The 16,784-nt window shown below is 38.4% G+C and carries 17 protein-coding genes; 15 read left to right on the top strand and 2 right to left on the bottom strand.

The genetic code is table 11. The annotated features are described in order from the left end of the window. Positions 1 to 3 precede the first annotated feature (3 nt). On the top strand, positions 4 to 801 hold the full coding sequence (locus Q5794_RS21965; protein WP_013058980.1) for a patatin-like phospholipase family protein: 798 nt from the start codon (positions 4 to 6) through the stop codon (positions 799 to 801). Further along, positions 791 to 1,807: a SepM family pheromone-processing serine protease gene (locus Q5794_RS21960; RefSeq protein WP_311591371.1), complete on the top strand. Its 1,017-nt coding sequence runs from the start codon at positions 791 to 793 to the stop codon at positions 1,805 to 1,807. Before Q5794_RS21965 ends, Q5794_RS21960 begins: the two co-directional genes overlap by 11 nt. A gap of 27 nt (positions 1,808 to 1,834) precedes the next feature. On the opposite strand, the gene Q5794_RS21955 is transcribed toward Q5794_RS21960, so the two are convergent. After that, positions 1,835 to 3,034, bottom strand: a complete 1,200-nt coding sequence (locus tag Q5794_RS21955) for a nucleotidyltransferase (protein WP_192996183.1) — start codon at positions 3,032 to 3,034, stop codon at positions 1,835 to 1,837. A gap of 179 nt (positions 3,035 to 3,213) precedes the next feature. On the opposite strand from Q5794_RS21955, the gene Q5794_RS21950 reads away from it, so the two are divergent. From Q5794_RS21950 to Q5794_RS21935, 4 genes are all read left to right on the top strand, one after another. Further along, positions 3,214 to 3,732: a DUF177 domain-containing protein gene (locus Q5794_RS21950; RefSeq protein ID WP_214984383.1), complete on the top strand. Its 519-nt coding sequence runs from the start codon at positions 3,214 to 3,216 to the stop codon at positions 3,730 to 3,732. A 65-nt stretch (positions 3,733 to 3,797) separates the two neighbouring features. Next, on the top strand, positions 3,798 to 3,971 hold the full coding sequence (gene rpmF, locus Q5794_RS21945) for a 50S ribosomal protein L32 (protein ID WP_013058976.1): 174 nt from the start codon (positions 3,798 to 3,800) through the stop codon (positions 3,969 to 3,971). A 168-nt stretch (positions 3,972 to 4,139) separates the two neighbouring features. Further along, the gene (locus Q5794_RS21940) at positions 4,140 to 4,907 is read left to right on the top strand and encodes an enoyl-CoA hydratase/isomerase family protein (RefSeq protein WP_374988427.1); all 768 of its coding nucleotides are present in this window, start codon (positions 4,140 to 4,142) and stop codon (positions 4,905 to 4,907) included. A 178-nt stretch (positions 4,908 to 5,085) separates the two neighbouring features. Beyond that, positions 5,086 to 5,688 (top strand): RsfA family transcriptional regulator, encoded by a 603-nt coding sequence (locus Q5794_RS21935; RefSeq protein WP_013058974.1) that lies wholly within the window; start codon positions 5,086 to 5,088, stop codon positions 5,686 to 5,688. Between the two features lie 81 nt (positions 5,689 to 5,769). Here the strand turns inward: Q5794_RS21935 and Q5794_RS21930 are convergent, their stop codons facing one another. Beyond that, positions 5,770 to 6,240: an N-acetyltransferase gene (locus tag Q5794_RS21930; protein ID WP_013058973.1), complete on the bottom strand. Its 471-nt coding sequence runs from the start codon at positions 6,238 to 6,240 to the stop codon at positions 5,770 to 5,772. A 313-nt stretch (positions 6,241 to 6,553) separates the two neighbouring features. Between Q5794_RS21930 and Q5794_RS21925 the strand changes: the two genes are divergently transcribed. The 9 genes from Q5794_RS21925 (at position 6,554) to Q5794_RS21885 (ending at position 16,743) form a co-directional block, all read left to right on the top strand. Further along, positions 6,554 to 7,906: an acetyl/propionyl/methylcrotonyl-CoA carboxylase subunit alpha gene (locus Q5794_RS21925; protein WP_374988426.1), complete on the top strand. Its 1,353-nt coding sequence runs from the start codon at positions 6,554 to 6,556 to the stop codon at positions 7,904 to 7,906. Beyond that, a complete protein-coding gene (locus Q5794_RS21920) occupies positions 7,903 to 8,115 on the top strand; it encodes a biotin/lipoyl-containing protein (protein ID WP_013058971.1) in 213 nt (70 codons plus the stop codon). Before Q5794_RS21925 ends, Q5794_RS21920 begins: the two co-directional genes overlap by 4 nt. Before the next feature lie 19 nt (positions 8,116 to 8,134). Next, on the top strand, positions 8,135 to 9,676 hold the full coding sequence (locus tag Q5794_RS21915) for an acyl-CoA carboxylase subunit beta (RefSeq protein ID WP_214984385.1): 1,542 nt from the start codon (positions 8,135 to 8,137) through the stop codon (positions 9,674 to 9,676). Positions 9,677 to 9,834: 158 nt separating this feature from the next. Continuing rightward, positions 9,835 to 10,716 (top strand): 2-dehydropantoate 2-reductase, encoded by an 882-nt coding sequence (locus tag Q5794_RS21910; RefSeq protein ID WP_192996191.1) that lies wholly within the window; start codon positions 9,835 to 9,837, stop codon positions 10,714 to 10,716. Between the two features lies 1 nt (position 10,717). Continuing rightward, on the top strand, positions 10,718 to 11,101 hold the full coding sequence (locus Q5794_RS21905; RefSeq protein ID WP_192996193.1) for a DUF3397 domain-containing protein: 384 nt from the start codon (positions 10,718 to 10,720) through the stop codon (positions 11,099 to 11,101). 90 nt (positions 11,102 to 11,191) lie between these two features. Beyond that, the gene (gene bshC / locus Q5794_RS21900) at positions 11,192 to 12,817 is read left to right on the top strand and encodes a bacillithiol biosynthesis cysteine-adding enzyme BshC (protein WP_214984386.1); all 1,626 of its coding nucleotides are present in this window, start codon (positions 11,192 to 11,194) and stop codon (positions 12,815 to 12,817) included. Positions 12,818 to 13,150: 333 nt separating this feature from the next. Continuing rightward, complete coding sequence (rsmH, locus tag Q5794_RS21895; RefSeq protein WP_013058966.1) at positions 13,151 to 14,086, top strand: 16S rRNA (cytosine(1402)-N(4))-methyltransferase RsmH; 936 nt, start codon at positions 13,151 to 13,153, stop codon at positions 14,084 to 14,086. Between the two features lie 33 nt (positions 14,087 to 14,119). Next, the gene (ftsL, locus tag Q5794_RS21890; protein WP_013058965.1) at positions 14,120 to 14,479 is read left to right on the top strand and encodes a cell division protein FtsL; all 360 of its coding nucleotides are present in this window, start codon (positions 14,120 to 14,122) and stop codon (positions 14,477 to 14,479) included. Between the two features lie 5 nt (positions 14,480 to 14,484). After that, positions 14,485 to 16,743: a penicillin-binding protein gene (locus tag Q5794_RS21885; protein WP_214984387.1), complete on the top strand. Its 2,259-nt coding sequence runs from the start codon at positions 14,485 to 14,487 to the stop codon at positions 16,741 to 16,743. Positions 16,744 to 16,784: the final 41 nt, after the last annotated feature.

Genomic DNA, 16,784 nt, shown 5'->3' with positions numbered 1-16,784 from the left:
AAAGTGGAAAGCCCAAAAATAGGAGTTGCGTTAGGCTCAGGTGGAGCTAGAGGTTTTGCACATTTAGGAGTAATCAAAACACTAACAGAAAATAACATTCCTATTGATTTTCTAGCTGGCAGCAGCATGGGAGCTTTAGTTGGTGCACTATATGCGTCAGGTATTGAACTGGCAACTCTTTATAAAATGGCGCTAACGTTCAAACGAAAGTATTATTTGGATTTTACGGTGCCTAAAATGGGATTTATTACGGGCAACAGGGTGAAATCGTTGGTTCGCACCTTTACGCAAAATAGAACCATTGAACAGCTATCTATACCGTTTGCCATTGTAGCGACAGATTTGAAAACAGGAGAGAAAGTGGTGTTTAAAAAAGGACCTATTGCTGAAGCGGTGAGAGCAAGTATTTCAATTCCAGGAATCTTTGCTCCCGAAGTAATTGATGGACGATTGCTTGTAGACGGCGGGGTAGTGGACCGTATTCCTGTATCGGTTGTAAAAGAAATGGGATCTGATATTGTCATTGGAGTCGATGTATCAAAAGCGAAAGTGAATGCAGAAATCAGCTCCATTTTTGATGTCATTATGCAAAGTTTAGATATTTTGCAAGATGAGCTAGTAGCTCATCGGACCATTGCTTCAGACATTATGATTCGTCCTAATCTCGATACTTTTAGTTCCCGAGCGTTTACAAACATTCAAGAAATGATTTCAATTGGTGAACAAGCAGCACATGAGCAGTTGCCTTCTATCCTACAAGCAATTGATCATTGGAAGGAGAACAAAAAAAGTGAAATCTAGAATTAGAATTTTGGTATATTTGGCTGTTATTGCAGTGGTGGCAATGCTTTGTTTTTATCCTTTGCCGTACTACATTACAAAGCCTGGAATGGCAGAAGAACTTGCGCCTATTATTAAGGTAGAAAATGGATACCATGAAAAAGGGACGTTTATGCTTACAACTGTAAGAATGGGTAGAGCAACTCCTCTTTCATATGGTCTTGCGAAAATACAGGACTTTCATGAAATTTTCCCTACAAAGCAAATTTTGCAGCAAGGTGAAAGCGATGAAGATTACTCGACAAGGCAATTACATATGATGGATACGTCAAAAAATGCCGCTATTTCAGTAGCATACGAAGCAGCTGGAAAGAGCGTTTCCTATCTCAATAAAGGCGTATATGTTACATATGTCGTAGAAAATATGCCTGCACATGGAAAACTTCATGTTGGAGATGTAGTGACGAAAGTAGACGAGAAAAAAATTCAAACTGCTGAGGACTTAATCAACTACGTAACGACTAAAAAAGCAGGAGATTCAGTATCAATTTATGTAAAAAGAGATGGCAAAGAAAGCAAACATACTCTAAAAGTTAAAGCATTTCCTGACGAGCCGAAACGAGTAGGGCTAGGAATTGCCTTAGAAACGAACCAAGAATTAAAAGTTAAGCCCGATATACATATTGATACTGAAAAAATAGGAGGGCCTTCAGCAGGACTGATGTTCTCGCTTGAAATTTATAATCAGCTTGTTAAAGAGGACATGACAAAAGGTCATCGCGTTGCAGGTACAGGGACTATCAATGATAAAGGAGAGGTAGGACCAATCGGAGGTATTTCGCAAAAAATTGTAGCCGCAGATAAAGAAGGAGCAGAGATCTTCTTTGCACCAAATGAAAAAGGGGCTGCGGGCTCTAACTACCGAGAAGCAGTGAAGACAGCTAAAAAAATAAACAGTGATATGAAAATTGTACCTGTAGATTCATTTTCAGATGCCGTAACATATTTAGAAAAGCTGAAACCATAAAAAAATCGTCTCTTGCAGACGATTTTTTTATGGCCAAATGATAGGGGGCCGCGTATATTCTTGTTTCATAAACTGAGAGCGCAGAGGCTCTTGAAACGGCATACTATAAACATGTGTCGCTTTAATATCGGTATCAATTTCTTTTAGTTTACATTGTGATACAGTGGATACAATAGGAAGGGACAGCTTTTTCTTAATTGTTTTTAAATAGCCTTGTCCTGTCTTTGACATTCCCAATAAGCGAATGTAAGGATCAGCTTGTTGCATCTCACTTTTTGTCGTATTGGTTAAAAGGTGAACGCACATGCGCTGTAAACGAGTTCTCGTATATCGCTTCGTTTTAACATTTGTTAAAAAATCTTCAAATGAAGTAGATGAAGAAATATAAGATAGGAGCCGATGTTCAATACCTTCTTCTATTTCATAAATACGCTGTAAGTCATAAAGCGGAGTAGTTAATAATTTGTATTTCAAAAATGGGAAATAATGCTCCCAATGATGAAACTGTCCGTGTGCTTGCTTGTAAGCTGTTAATTCATTTGCCGTACTAACTGGCATGTGCTTGCTCAGGTCCTCATGGCTGCTGCTGTCAAAAATAGCTTTACGTATGCTTGTAGCGCTTGAAATAAAAGAGGAAGACAGGGAATCATCGTGATAATGTGATTGAATTCGAGTGATTGTATATGGTTTAATAGATGCATGCTGTTTTTTAATGGCAGCTACATAGCTTATTCCAAGCACATTATTTGGCTGAGATAGATCAATAGGAGCCTCCGTGAAAAGCTGTAAGAAAGCATTGGAAGCTGCTTTTGGATAACTGTTTCCTTTTTTCATCTCTTGTTGAATTAAAGCGGATAGTTCTGATTCATGAGCTTCGAGCAAATCAGCGGTGCGGGTAAATGAGTCAATATTGCCATTTTCGCTGCCAAAGCATACAAAGTCAGCGTGAAGGGATTCTAAAATAGAAATAGCGCCGCTTGCGAATGTTTCAGCTTTTTGAGTAGAAAAAGCATAGGGTAATTCAACGACTAAGTCTGCACCAGCGGCTAAAGCCATTCTTGTGCGGGACCATTTCGATACAAGAGCAGGCTCTCCGCGCTGCAAAAAGTGCCCGCTCATCACAGCAATCACACAATCTGCTCCGGTTTGTTGTTTCGCTTGCTGCAAATGATAAGCGTGTCCGTTATGAAAAGGATTATATTCGACAATTATTCCAACTGCTTGCATAATGTCTCCTTTTAATTTATTATTTTTAGTCTAGCTCTTTGTTTTAAAAACATTTTTTTATGAAAGTAAGAAATTTTTACAAAAAAGCATATTTAAGTACATTATAGTGTAAAGAAAAAATATTGACAAATAATCTTGTGAAAGCTATAATAACCTTTGTTGCCTTGAGGTGATTAACAATGAAATGGACAATACATCAATTGTATCAGTTGCAAAATAAAGGTCTAACATTTGACGAAGTGATTGACGGCAAAGAGTTTATGAATGCTGATCCTCAAATTCGTAGAATGTCAGATGTAAACGTGAAAGGAAGAGCCGACATTAGCTCTTCGAAAGTAACGTTTCACCTTAAAATTTCAGGAAAAATGACGTTGCCTTGTGCTCGTACATTAGTTGACGTTCCGTATCCGTTTGAAATTAACGCAACTGAAACGTTTTTATTGAATGTGAATGCTGATTATGAAGAAGATGCTGAAGTACGCATTGTAGAGGGAGAAACGGTTGATTTACAACCTTTGATTCAAGAGTTAATTATTGTTGAAATTCCTCTACAGGTATTTAGTGAAAATCAGCAAGCGGCAGGAGCAGCTCCACAGTCAGGAAAAGATTGGGAAGTTGTTACCGAAGAAGAACAGCAGGAAAAAGTAGATCCCCGCTTAGCCGTACTCGAAAATTTCTTTAAAGACAAAAAGAAATAAAAATGCGAAGATCCGGCTTTCGGGCCTTCATATGATTTTAAAATTCTTTTAAGGAGGTGGGAATAATGGCTGTACCTTTTAGAAGAACATCTAAAATGAAGAAAAGAACGCGTCGTACGCACTTTAAATTACAAGTTCCTGGTATGGTAGAGTGCCCAAATTGTGGTGAAATGAAACTATCACACCGCGTATGTAAAGCTTGTGGTACTTACAAAGGAAATGACGTAGTAAGCAAATAATTGCTTATTTAAATAAAAGACCCTCTTAAAGGGTCTTTTATTTTTTTGCCTTTTTTCCTTCTCTGCCCTTTTGAAGAGAAGGATTTTTCTTATAGAACAAGAACTCTTTTTAAATAAACAATTACTGTTGTAAAAGGATTCATACCTTGTCTATAAGGAGGAAAAAGCATGAAAAAAAGCGAGCTGTTTACTACAAGCCAAGGCATTGCTACGTTTGTGATTAATCGTCCTGAAAAGCGTAATGCTATTGATTATGATGTTATGAATGAACTGCAGCAAGCTGTAGATTATGTGAAACATGATCAGTTAGTAAAAGCTTTTGTAATTACAGGCGCTGGTTCAGATGCATTTTGCAGTGGAGGAGATTTAAGCGTATTTCATGAGCTAAAGACTTCGAAAGAGGCGTCTCAAATGTTAACGAAAATGGGGAAAATTCTTTATGAGATTTTAACACTCCCAAAACCAACAGTTGCCCTTTTGAATGGAACATCGGTTGGGGGAGGATGTGAGCTTGCGATTGCATGTGACTTCCGTATAAGTGCAACACATAGCGAAATGGGCTTTATTCAAGGGGATTTAGGAATTACAACAGGCTGGGGAGGAGGAACCATTCTTCTTGAAAAGCTGCGTTATCAAGAAGCGATGGAAATGATCTACAGTGCTCAGTTGTATGGAGTAGAACGAGCAAAGCAAGTTGGATTTCTTTCCTATGTCACGTCGTTTAAAGAGCTAACTATGAGGTGTGAGGAGTGGTTAGCGCCTATCACTCATAAACCGACCCAGGTATTGCAAGTTTACAAAGAAATCGCTATTGAGAAATGGGAGCAAAGCCGGGTTTGGAATCGGATGGAACAAGAAATTCATCGCTGCTCGATATTGTGGGAGTCGCCTGAGTATGAAGAAGCGGTTCAAAAGGTCATCGTTAAAAAAACATAGTTATGAACTGCATTTCCATAGCAATATAGTTAATAAGCGAAAGATGAAAGAATCACGGGTTTCCCATTTTGCTTCAAAGTATATGAAAGATTTTCTTGATTGAGAAGAGGAACAATAGTCTATCTTATCTAGTAGGTGCATATTCATTTAATAAGTACGGATAAGGAGGGATAGAAAAATGACTTCTTCTCGTCAAGATGCATGGACTCATGATGAAGATTTATTACTCGCAGAAATTGTACTGCGTCATATACGTGAAGGTGGCACTCAGCTAGCTGCATTTGAAGAAGTGGGGAAGAAACTTACACGAACATCAGCAGCTTGTGGCTTCCGCTGGAATTCTTTTGTGCGCAAACAATACAAGACTGGTATTGATCTTGCGAAAAAACAGAGAAAAGAATTAAAAGCAAGAACTGTTTCAAAAGATGACGAGCAGCCTGCACGCTTATCATATATGGAAGCAGAGAAACATATTTCGCTTAATGAGGTAATTAAATATTTAGAAAATGTAGATCAAGGGCAAAGACACTCGTCAGAGCTTCTCGAAGCTAATGAAGAACTGCAGCAAAAGATTGAACGTTTACAAGAGAAAGTAACGATTTTGGAAAAAGAAAAAAAAGCTTTGCAAAACAACTTGTTAATTGTGGAAGATGACTATAAAGCTCTTATTGAAATTATGGAGAGGGCTCGTAAAATGGTTGTATTAAAAGAGGATGAAAAAAGTAGAAAAGTGAAATTTCAAGTGGATAAAAATTTAAATTTAGAAAAAGTTCAAAAGTAAAGCGACAGTTTGAATGCTCCCTACTTCATGTTGATCATATATACCACATAGATATAAAATAAACAGCTGGAAATCAGCTGTTTATTTTTGTTCGCTTACACCGTTTGGTAGCCAAATAAGAGGGTTTTCTCCCAAATCACGATCGATATCATACGTTACAGGTACGAACCCCATTTTTGACCAAAAATCACTCGATTTTACTCGTGGGCTTGTTTTGATAGGTAATTGAAAGGATTTGGCGTATTCAACGAGCGTTTGACCCAATCCTTTGCGCTGAAAATCGCTGAGCACTTCGAGTTTCCACACTTCAATATACGTTTGAGGCGGCTCGAAATATTGATCGTACTGTTTGTTTCGCTTATAGAGACTCATCCGAGCCACTAAGCTATTTCCAAAATAAATGCCGTAAAACGGAGAATTTATTTCATTATCGGAAATCTTGGCATGTAATTCTTCTAGCATTGAAAGTTCTTGAATGCCATATTCTTTGAATTTCTTGAACTCTTCTAGCGTTTTAAAATTAATTTTTAAATGCTTTACTTCGTAATTCATCCCATATCCCCCTTGTTATGTCTCCTTGCTAGACGAACGAACTGGCTTGGTTCGTTCATCTAATATTATATAACAAAAATACAAAATATTCTGTTTTCATGATTGGTGAACGAATATTCAATGCGCATAAGGAAAAATGAATTCTTTCAGTTAAATACAAAGAATACATTACTATAAGCATCACTTTTTAGAAAGGAAGCAAAAGGAAAGGGAGATTCCAATAGAAAGCGTTTTCAAAAATTGTAGAGGAGTTTTAAAATTATTGTAGAATTATATGGGGGGAAGTAGAAATTTGAGGAAAGGGGAGAGAAAGGTGAAAAAAATACTGATTGCAAATCGAGGAGAAATTGCTCTTCGTATTATTCATACATGCAAACAAATGGGCATTGAAACGGTGGCTGTCTATTCCGATGCAGATGCAGAGCTTCCTTATGTTCAAGCAGCTACAAAAGCACGTCGGATTGGAGAGCCTCCTGTGCAAAAGTCATATTTGAATGTAGAAGAATTGCTGCGAATTAGTCATGAAGAAAAAGTAGATGCCATTCATCCTGGATATGGATTTTTATCGGAAAATAGTGCATTTGCTAAAAGAGCGATTGATGAAGGTTTTTGTTTTATCGGTCCTTCTCCCGAAATCATTTCGATGATGGGCGACAAAATTGCTGCTCGTGCCGCGATGAAAGAAGCGGGTGTACCTGTTGTCCCCGGCAGCGAAGGCGATGTGACGTCAGTTGAAGAGGCTTGCAAAGTAGCGAGTCTAATTGGATATCCCGTTATGTTAAAAGCAAGCGGAGGTGGCGGAGGAATTGGGATGGTGCGCTGCGATAACGAAGAAGCAGTAAAACAAGTGTATACCTCAACCAAAGCAAGAGCAAAAGCATATTTTGGTCAAGAAGGAATGTTTATTGAAAAGCTTATCACAAACGCAAAACATATCGAAGTACAGGTGTTTGGAGATCAGCATGGTAATGTCGTTCATCTTTTTGAACGCGATTGTTCCGTACAAAGAAGAAATCAAAAAGTGATTGAAGAAGCCCCTGCGCTTTCTTTAAAAGAAAGTACGCGACAAGCCATGCAAAACCAAGCCGTTCAAGCGGCTAAAGCAATCGGATATTATAATGCAGGTACGGTGGAGTTTATTGTGGATGAAGACGAAAATTTTTATTTTCTTGAAATGAACACGCGGCTGCAAGTTGAGCATCCGATCACCGAACAAATTGCAGGGGTCGATTTAGTTAAGTGGCAGATCTTAGCTGCGCGCGGTGAAAAGCTTCCACGTGTGCAAGAAGAAATAGCAGCAAATAACTACGCCATTGAATTTCGAATTTATGCAGAAGATCCGTTTACTTTCTTACCGGCTCCGGGAAAAATTACGGGTTATCACTTGCCCGAGCGAACCTATGCACGCGTAGACAGCGGCTACAGTGATATGAATGCGGTTACACCTTTTTATGATCCAATGATTGCAAAAGTTATTATTACTGGTCGTACGCGTTCAAATGCAATTGAACTAGCTAAATCATATTTTACAGAAGCTGTCATAGAGGGAATCAAAACGAATATTCCTCTATTTAAGCAGTTGTTAAATGAAGAATTATATGAAAAAGGCACCTATAACACATCGTTATTATCAACCGTATTAAATAAAGGAGGAGCACCACAATGAGTGAAATCAAAGCGACAATGGCAGGCATGGTATTTAATGTGTTTGTTCAGCAAGGTGCAAGTGTAGCTAAAGGAGAAGTTGTTGTTGTATTAGAATCTATGAAAATGGAAATTCCTATTGAAAGCGATCAAGCTGGTATTGCAGAGACTGTCCATATAGCCGTGGGTGATTTTGTGAACGAAGGCGACGTTTTGGTGACTATTTCATAACTCATAAAGGAGAGATATCATGATACATACAGGTGAATCTCAGAAAAAATATGATGAAAATCGTCAAAAAGTAGAGCGTGGCAACGCGGAGAAGTACAAAGAGAAACTTGCAAAACAACAGAAGCTTTTTGTAAGAGATCGTTTAGCCCTTTTATTCGATGACGGGAAATATGAAGAAGACGGCATGTTTGCAAATAATAAAGCCGAAGGGTTGCCGGCAGACGGTGTTGTAACTGCAGTTGGAAAAGTAAACGGTGAAACGGTTTGTGTAATGGCTAATGATTCTACTGTAAAAGCAGGGTCTTGGGGGGCCAGAACAGTAGAGAAAATTATTCGGATTCAAGAAGTGGCAGAAAAACTGCATGTGCCTTTGCTGTACCTAGTGGATTCTGCAGGAGCGCGTATTACCGATCAATTAGATATGTTTCCAAACCGCCGAGGAGCTGGACGAATCTTTCACAATCAAGTAAAACTTTCCGGCGTCATTCCTCAAATTTGTTTGCTCTTCGGTCCGTCAGCAGCTGGAGGGGCTTATATCCCTGCATTTTGTGATATTGTTGTGATGGTAGATGGAAACGCTTCTATGTACTTAGGTTCGCCGCGTATGGCCGAAGCTGTTATTGGAGAAAAGGTTACGCTAGAGGAAATGGGAGGAGCACATATGCACTGCAGCGTTAGCGGATGTGGAGATGTGTTAGCTTATTCTGAAGAAGAAGCTATTTCGTATGCCAAATCTTATTTAACCTACTTTCCACAAAACTATCAAGAGAAGCCTAAAGTACAAAAAGCTAAAGAGCCTAAGCAGACAAAGGATTTAGTAGAACTAATTCCGGAGAATCAAAATGTACCATTTGATATCTATGAAGCAATTGATACCCTTATTGACGAAGGGAGCTTCTTTGAAGTGAAAAAACTGTTTGCCGCCGAATTGGTAACAGGGCTTGCACGAATAGATGGAAAAGTAGTAGGGATTATTGCGAATCAGCCGAAGGTCAAAGGAGGAGTGCTGTTTGTAGATTCAGCAGATAAAGGCGCAAAATTTATTCAACTGTGCGATGCCTTCCATATTCCTTTGCTATTTTTAGCGGATGTACCTGGATTTATGATTGGAACCAAAGTAGAAAGAGCAGGCATCATTAGACATGGAGCAAAATTGATTGCAGCGATGAGTTCAGCTACAGTTCCTAAAATTTCCGTAGTCATGCGTAAAGCTTATGGCGCAGGGCTTTACGCTATGGCTGGTCCAGCTTTTGAACCGGATTGCTGCCTTGCATTGCCTACTGCTCAAATTGCCGTAATGGGTCCTGAAGCGGCAGTAAATGCCGTCTATTCTAATAAAATTAATGAAATTGAAGATCCGAAGGAGCGGTTTATGTTTGTTAAACAGAAACAGCAGGAGTATAAAGAACACATCGATATCTATACGCTGGCTTCTGAACTTATTATTGACGACATCGTTCCTGCTAACGAACTGCGTCGAACTTTAATTGACCGCTTTCGATTATATGAAACAAAGAATGTGACCTTTAGCCGTCGTAAACATCCGGTGTATCCCGTATAATAGAAAAAAACGGGATCACTCTAAATAATTTACAATAAGCCCGGTGATTTTTAATCACACGGGCTATATGAATAGGTAAAATTTTAAGAATGCATTTAATTCAAAGCATTTTTTTGCTAAAATGAAACTCAATAATAGAAAGAGGAACAAAAAATACGATGAAAACTATAGGTATTATTGGAGGCGGATCATTAGGTCTGTTGTTTAGCGCGTATTTATCAGATTGTTATGATGTAACCTTGTATACGAAAACAAAAACTCAAGCAAAGTGTATTAACGAAAATGGAATTACTTTACATAGACAAGGGGAACATCACACTAAAAAAGTCAGTGCTATCCCTCTGGAACGAAACATAAAAGAAGCAGATTTAATCATTATTACTGTAAAACAGTATCATTTAAAAGAGATTATTCCTTTTATCAAAACCCTTACTATACATACTCCCCTTTTGTTTATCCAAAACGGTATGAGCCATATTGAAATTCTCAAAAATCTCCCGCAGCGCACTCTCTATTTGGGTACAGTTGAACACGGGGCAATGCGTACAAATATGGATAGCGTCCATCATACAGGAATAGGAACAACCCGTATTGCTTCGTACAGAGGAGAAATGGAGTCTATCTTGCCAATTATGAATTTTCCTTGGGTGATTGAAACAGATTGGTATGCGATGCTGGTGAAGAAATTAGTTGTAAATGCGCTCATCAATCCTCTTACGGCGCTGTATCGGGTAAAAAATGGGCAGCTGATTCATAACAGCTACTTTTATAAAACGATGCGTCTATTGTTTGAAGAGATTGCCGCTGTGTTAAAACTGGATTCAGCTTTTAATTATTGGGAAAATGCGTTGGGGGTTTGTTCGCGCACGAGTACAAATCAATCTTCTATGCTAAAAGATATACAGGAGGGGCGGCAAACAGAAATTGATGCTATTTTAGGCTATATTCAAACACAAGCTGCTGAAAAAAGAACGTCGACGCCTATTGTTGACTTTTTATATGGGTCAATAAAAGGAATCGAAGAAGAAAAGGGTGATTAACATGGGAAGTTTTATTGCTGGAGTTTTTGCGACGTTTGTCACTCTGCCGCTCGTTGGTTTTTTTATTCTATACATGCTTTTACGCAAACTGACGAAAAATAAAAGGAAATCTGTCCACATAGCAACGTACATTACTACGGTTTTTCTTATTTTGTCCGTGCATTATGCAGCTGTGGAAATTTTCGGGCACTCTTTTTTGTGGTTGATTGCGCTAGTCCTTTTAGTTGTAGCAATGATTATGATGTTTGTACATTGGAAAGTCAAACATGACTTAGAAATGAAGCTTATTGCGAAAGGGTTCTTTCGGATGAATTTCGTTTTGTTTCTTATTGCACATATTGTATTAAATATAGGTGGAATCGTTTTTCGTATTTCCTCTCTGTAAAGCATGTTACTAGACGTGAGCAGTTACATTATGGATAATGAAGCTATATGTAGAGAATATAAGTATTAGGAAAAGAAAGGAAGTTCTTTCATGGAGATTACAGACGTCTCTTTAAAGGCGGGAAACAAACTAACGAACGATTACATAAAAGGTGAAAAGCAAGCACTTTCCTTTTTTCATTATAATATACACGAAAAAGACGTATATGAAAAACGTTTAGCGGATGTTCAAAAGCAGTCTTATCCAAGAGAACAGCTTGCTGAGTATCTGCTTGATTTTAATAAGCGCTACGGAGCATCTTCTAAGACGATTGAAAATATTGAAAAGCTAAAAGATCCTAACAGTGTAGTGGTCGTTGGAGGTCAGCAAGCGGGGCTGCTTACGGGTCCTTTGTACACCATTCATAAAGTGATTTCAATTGTGCTCCTAGCTAAACAACAAGAGGAAGCTTTAAACGTGCCCGTGCTTCCGGTATTTTGGATTGCTGGAGAAGATCATGATTTTGCTGAGATCAACCATGTATACACAGAGCATAAAAACCAGCTTTTAAAGAAAACGTTAAAGCATTCTTTAAAGAAAAAGCAAATGGTTTCTCAAATCGAACTAGACCATGAAGCCTGTAGAAGCTGGGTTCGTGATGTATTTCAAACGTTTAACGAAACGGCGCATACAAACCAGGTATTACACTTTGTTTTAGAGGCGTTAGATAAATCACGTACCTATGTCGATTTCTTTGCTCATTTGGTTACCACAATGTTCGCAGAGTCAGGTCTTATTTTAATGGATGCAGCTTCTAAAGAAGTGCGCAGCATTGAATCTTCTTTCTTTGTGACGTTAATTGAACAAAATGACAGATTATCGTCAGCCGTTATGGAACAGCAAACAGAGATTCAAAAACAATATGGACGAATGATTGAAGTGGGAGAAGAAACGGCTCATCTCTTTTATTCACACAACGAAAACAGAGTACTTTTAGAAAGAGATGCAGAACAAGAGCAGTTTGTTGGAAAGCAAAATGAACTCGTGCTGTCTAAAGAAGAGCTGGTTCAAATTGCTAAACAAACGCCTGAGCTTCTTAGTAACAACGTTGTGACTAGACCCCTTATGCAGGAGTACTTACTTCCTACCCTTGCGTTTATTGCAGGTCCCGGGGAAGTAGCGTATTGGGCAGAGCTTGAAAAAGCATTTTCTTTATTTAGCTTTAAAATGCCTCCCGTGGTCCCTAGGTTATCCTATGCAATCGTAGAAAGGCATATCGAGAAGTATATGGATGAACTTCAGTTAGACCTTTCGAACGTAGTGAACGAAGGCGTAGATGCAGAGAGGGAGCACTGGCTTAAGACGGAAGTTCACAACCCATACGAAATGTATTTTGAAAAAGCGAAAGAAGATTTCGAAAAAATTCATAAAACTCTTCGTGAAAATATTCAAAAAGAAGACAAAACATTTGATGAAGTCATGCTTAAAAATCGAGGGATTATTCAAAAGCAGTTTGAAACCATTCAAAAGATTGTCGAATCCAAACAGCTAATTAAGCACGATGTGAAGCATTCAAAATATGCTCAAATTGAACTTGCTCTTCGTCCTTACAATGCTCCACAAGAACGAATGTGGAATATTATGTATTATTTAAACGGTTATGGTATGCAATTTGTGTCAGATTTACTAAGTGCTGAAGTCGAATTAAATCACCAGTTAAAAGTCTGTTATGTCTAATAAAATCCTGCTGAAAAGCAGGATTTTTATTTTGGAAAAGAGAAAAAGTCTACAAGGTGAATGTCAACTAATTGAATCCTTATAAGGTATTTATTTCTAATTGTGCAAAAAACCTTATATTCCTTACATTTTATTCTACGAATATGTCCTACTTTTAACAAAATGACACTATTTGTGACAAAAAGACAAAATTCTACTTAATTCTTATATAAATAGCTGAAATAATGTTGAACTTTGATATATAATATAAACGTGTATATATATCAAAGAAAAACACCGTTTTTTGCTTTTTGTATACATAACTAAGTAGTTTAGAAAGAAGTAGGTGTCATAATGTTTAATCACACAACTGTTTTGCTTAAAGAAGCAGCGGAAGGCTTAAATATTAAGCCGGATGGAGTATATGTCGACTGCACGCTTGGCGGAGCAGGTCATAGTGAATATATCGTAAAACAGCTATCAGAAAAAGGGAAATTAATTGCGTTTGATCAAGACGATGTGGCTCTTGCAAATGCAAAAGAGAAATTGGCCCCGTATCTAGACAGAGTTATTCTAATCAAAAGTAATTTTCGCTATTTAAAAGAGCAGCTAATGAAACATGGAATTGAAGAAGTAGACGGAGTATTGTTTGACCTCGGAGTCTCGTCTCCTCAGTTGGATACACCAGAGCGAGGGTTCAGCTTTCATCATGATGCCCCGCTTGATATGCGCATGGATCAAAACTCAATGTTTTCTGCGTACAACGTAGTAAATGAATGGCCTTATGAAAAACTTGTGAAAATCTTTTTCCAATACGGAGAAGAAAAGTTTTCGAAACAAATTGCCCGCAAAATTGAAGCATATCGAGAGTCTAAGCCAATTGAAACAACACTAGAGCTGGTTGACCTTATTAAAGATGGTATTCCAGCGCCAGCTAGACGAACGGGTGGACATCCGGCAAAACGAATTTTCCAGGCTATTCGAATTGCTGTAAATGATGAGCTTCAAGTATTTGAAGATGCAATTGAACAGGCTATGGATGTGATCAAAAAAGGTGGACGTGTAAGTGTTATTACCTTCCACTCACTTGAAGACCGAATTTGTAAAGTTGCGTTTAAAAATGCAAGTACGGTTCCGCAGCTTCCGCATGGACTGCCGATTATTCCAGAAGAATTTAAACCTAAAATGAAAGTTATTACAAGAAAACCTATTTTACCTTCAGAAGAAGAGATAGAAGAAAATAAGCGCGCGCGTTCGGCAAAGCTTCGAATTGTTGAGAAATTAGTGTAATTAAAGGGTTTAATCAAAGAGGAGGGGACGAGAATGAACAATGTAGCATACAAAGTAAGAGAGCAAGATCAGCAGCAGAAGCAGCAAAAGACGGTACGTCAAGTTGTTCGGAAGACAAAAAGAAAAATCACGGTTGGTGAAAAAATTGTGTATTCTGGATTTGTCGCACTCATGCTGTTTGGGTCTGTGCAAATCATTTCAAATCAATCTTCGCTTTATAGCATCAGTGAAGAAGTGCAATCACTCGATGGAAAGATTGACAAGCAAGAAGCAAAAAACAATGAGTTAAAACTACAGGTAACAGAGTTAAGTGCATACGATCGTATTTGGACAAAAGCAAAAGAACTTGGACTAAAATTGAATGAAAATAACGTAAAAGTCGTTAACGATTAATTGCGATGACTACGCCAAGAAAAAATAGCAATATTAGTACTGGAGCAGCAATATTAATTTTAATATTTGCATTGCTCTTTTTTGTATTAGCCATAAGGTTCTTTTACATCCAAGCGACGGGTAAAGCAAATGGAGAAGTTTTAGCCGAAATTGCACAAAAACAGCATACGCGAACGTCCAAGATTGAAGGACAGCGCGGTACGATTTACGATCGAAATGGAGAAGCAATCGCCCAAGATACGGGCGCTTATACGGTTGTGGCGATTTTGAAGGAGTCGCAGTCAGAAGATAAAAAACATCCACAGCACGTGGTAGACCCTGAAAAGACAGCTGAAAAGCTAGCGCCGCTATTGAAGATGGACGAATCAAAAATTGAAAGCATGTTAACGAGAGGAATTAAAAGGAAAGCATTCCAAGTCGAACTTGGTCCCGGAGGCCGTGACATTGACAATGTGCTAAAGCAAAAAATTGAAAAACTGAACCTCCCAGGCATCACATTTTTACGTGACTCAAAGCGTTTCTATCCAAACGGTGTATTTGCCTCAAGTATTTTAGGATACGCACAAAAAGATGATACGGGTAAAATCGTAGGGAAAATGGGAATTGAAAAAGTATTTGATAAGCAGCTTTCTGAAGAAGATGGATATGTAAAATATGAAGCTGCTAAAAACGGAATTAAGCTTCCGGATCCAAAAGAATCAATCGTAGCCCCTAAAAATGGAGACAGCGTCACGCTTACGATTGATGAAAAAATTCAAACGTTTTTAGAGGATGCGATGACAACAGCAGCTAAAGAGTATAAACCAGAAGAGCTGATGGCAACGGTAGTGAATCCAAAAACTGGTGAAATTTTGGCGATGTCAAACCGCCCTTCCTTTGATCCAAATATTCGTGATATTACTTCTTATCGTAATCCGTTTGTTGAAAACAGCTATGAGCTTGGTTCAACGATGAAAATCTTTACGCTAGCAGCGGCTATCGATGCAGGAGTTTATAACGGGGAAGACCGCTATCAGTCCGGGTCTTATAAAGTAACGAAAAACGGCGTTCCAATTAACGATCACAACGGTGGGGTCGGCTGGGGGGCTATTACATTTAATGAAGGAATTCAAAGATCTTCAAATGTAGCAGTTGCCATTTTAGCCAATGAAAAATTGGGCACCGACCGTTTGTATAAATATTTGGACAAGTTTGGTTTTATGGATAAAACGGGAATTGACTTGCCAAACGAGGCTTCTAGCAAACTAGTCACAAAGTACCCGAGAGACCGAGTCACGACTGCGTTTGGACAGGCGTCTGCTTTTACGCCTATCCAAGAAATTCAAGCCGCTACTGCCATTGCAAATGACGGCAAGATGATGAAGCCTTACGTGATTAAACAAGTAGTCGATGAAACAAATAAAAAAACGATTAAAAAAACAAAACCTACCGTGGTAGGACAACCAATTTCTAAAAAAGCAGCGAACGAGACGCTAAATATTTTAGAAACCGTTGTTTCTTCAGAAAATGGAACAGGAAAACCATACGCGATTGAAGGGTATGATGTTGCTGGAAAAACCGGTACAGCTCAAATTCCCGCTCCAAACGGAGGTTACCTGCATGGACACGGAAAAAACTTTATTTCTTTTATGGGCTTTGCACCTGCAAAAGATCCAAAGCTGCTTGTCTATGTAGCTGTTAAAAACCCGACTCTCAAGCCTCAAGAGGGAGGAAGTGAACCCCTTGTTGCCGTATTTAATCCGGTTATGAAGAATAGTTTACAGTATTTGGGGGTAGAGCCTACTAAGAAGGATGAAGACGGGAAAGAAACGGAAGAAAAGAAAGTGGATTCAGAAATTACGCTTAAATCTTACGTTAATGAATCAGTTGATAGTACCGTAAAAGATTTAAAACAAAAAGGACTTGTTCCTGTTGTAATAGGTAAAGGAGATACGGTAGAAAGCCAATCACCGACTTCCGATACAATTATTACTGGTCAGCGCGTGTACATTAAGACAAACGGACAAGCGACAATGCCTGATTTAACAGGTTTTTCACATCGTGACGTTATTCGCTTTAGTGAATTTGTCAACGTTCGACCTAGCGCACTTGAAAATGGTTATGTTGTAAGTCAAAGTATTAAAGCAGGAGATCCGCTAAAAGCAGGAACGTACCTGAAAGTGGAGCTTGAAACGCCTAAAGAGTTTTCAAGCACGTTAAATAAGTTAAAAGAAACGGAAAAAAGTGAGTCTAATAGCAAAAAAGACGATAAGCAACTTGACTAGAAAATAAGTTCTAGTGAATCCTGTACAAGCATATATTGGAA

Origin of the sequence: Priestia megaterium (assembly GCF_041941685.1) — a bacterium.
Taxonomy (GTDB): Bacteria; Bacillota; Bacilli; order Bacillales; family Bacillaceae_H; genus Priestia; species Priestia megaterium_C.
Note: the sequence above shows the minus strand (reverse complement) of the source record. Positions and strands in the feature narration are given on the sequence as shown.

Bases quoted from the DNA above. Each gene is read 5' to 3' on its own strand.
- Q5794_RS21955 (WP_192996183.1), bottom strand. From the start codon at position 3,034: ATGCAAGCAGTTGGAATAATTGTCGAATATAATCCTTTTCATAACGGA.
- Q5794_RS21950 (WP_214984383.1), top strand. From the start codon at position 3,214: ATGAAATGGACAATACATCAATTGTATCAGTTGCAAAATAAAGGTCTA.
- rpmF (WP_013058976.1), top strand. From the start codon at position 3,798: ATGGCTGTACCTTTTAGAAGAACATCTAAAATGAAGAAAAGAACGCGT.
- Q5794_RS21940 (WP_374988427.1), top strand. From the start codon at position 4,140: ATGAAAAAAAGCGAGCTGTTTACTACAAGCCAAGGCATTGCTACGTTT.
- Q5794_RS21935 (WP_013058974.1), top strand. From the start codon at position 5,086: ATGACTTCTTCTCGTCAAGATGCATGGACTCATGATGAAGATTTATTA.
- Q5794_RS21930 (WP_013058973.1), bottom strand. From the start codon at position 6,240: ATGAATTACGAAGTAAAGCATTTAAAAATTAATTTTAAAACGCTAGAA.
- Q5794_RS21920 (WP_013058971.1), top strand. From the start codon at position 7,903: ATGAGTGAAATCAAAGCGACAATGGCAGGCATGGTATTTAATGTGTTT.
- Q5794_RS21915 (WP_214984385.1), top strand. From the start codon at position 8,135: ATGATACATACAGGTGAATCTCAGAAAAAATATGATGAAAATCGTCAA.
- Q5794_RS21910 (WP_192996191.1), top strand. From the start codon at position 9,835: ATGAAAACTATAGGTATTATTGGAGGCGGATCATTAGGTCTGTTGTTT.
- Q5794_RS21905 (WP_192996193.1), top strand. From the start codon at position 10,718: ATGGGAAGTTTTATTGCTGGAGTTTTTGCGACGTTTGTCACTCTGCCG.
- bshC (WP_214984386.1), top strand. From the start codon at position 11,192: ATGGAGATTACAGACGTCTCTTTAAAGGCGGGAAACAAACTAACGAAC.
- rsmH (WP_013058966.1), top strand. From the start codon at position 13,151: ATGTTTAATCACACAACTGTTTTGCTTAAAGAAGCAGCGGAAGGCTTA.
- ftsL (WP_013058965.1), top strand. From the start codon at position 14,120: ATGAACAATGTAGCATACAAAGTAAGAGAGCAAGATCAGCAGCAGAAG.
- Q5794_RS21885 (WP_214984387.1), top strand. From the start codon at position 14,485: ATGACTACGCCAAGAAAAAATAGCAATATTAGTACTGGAGCAGCAATA.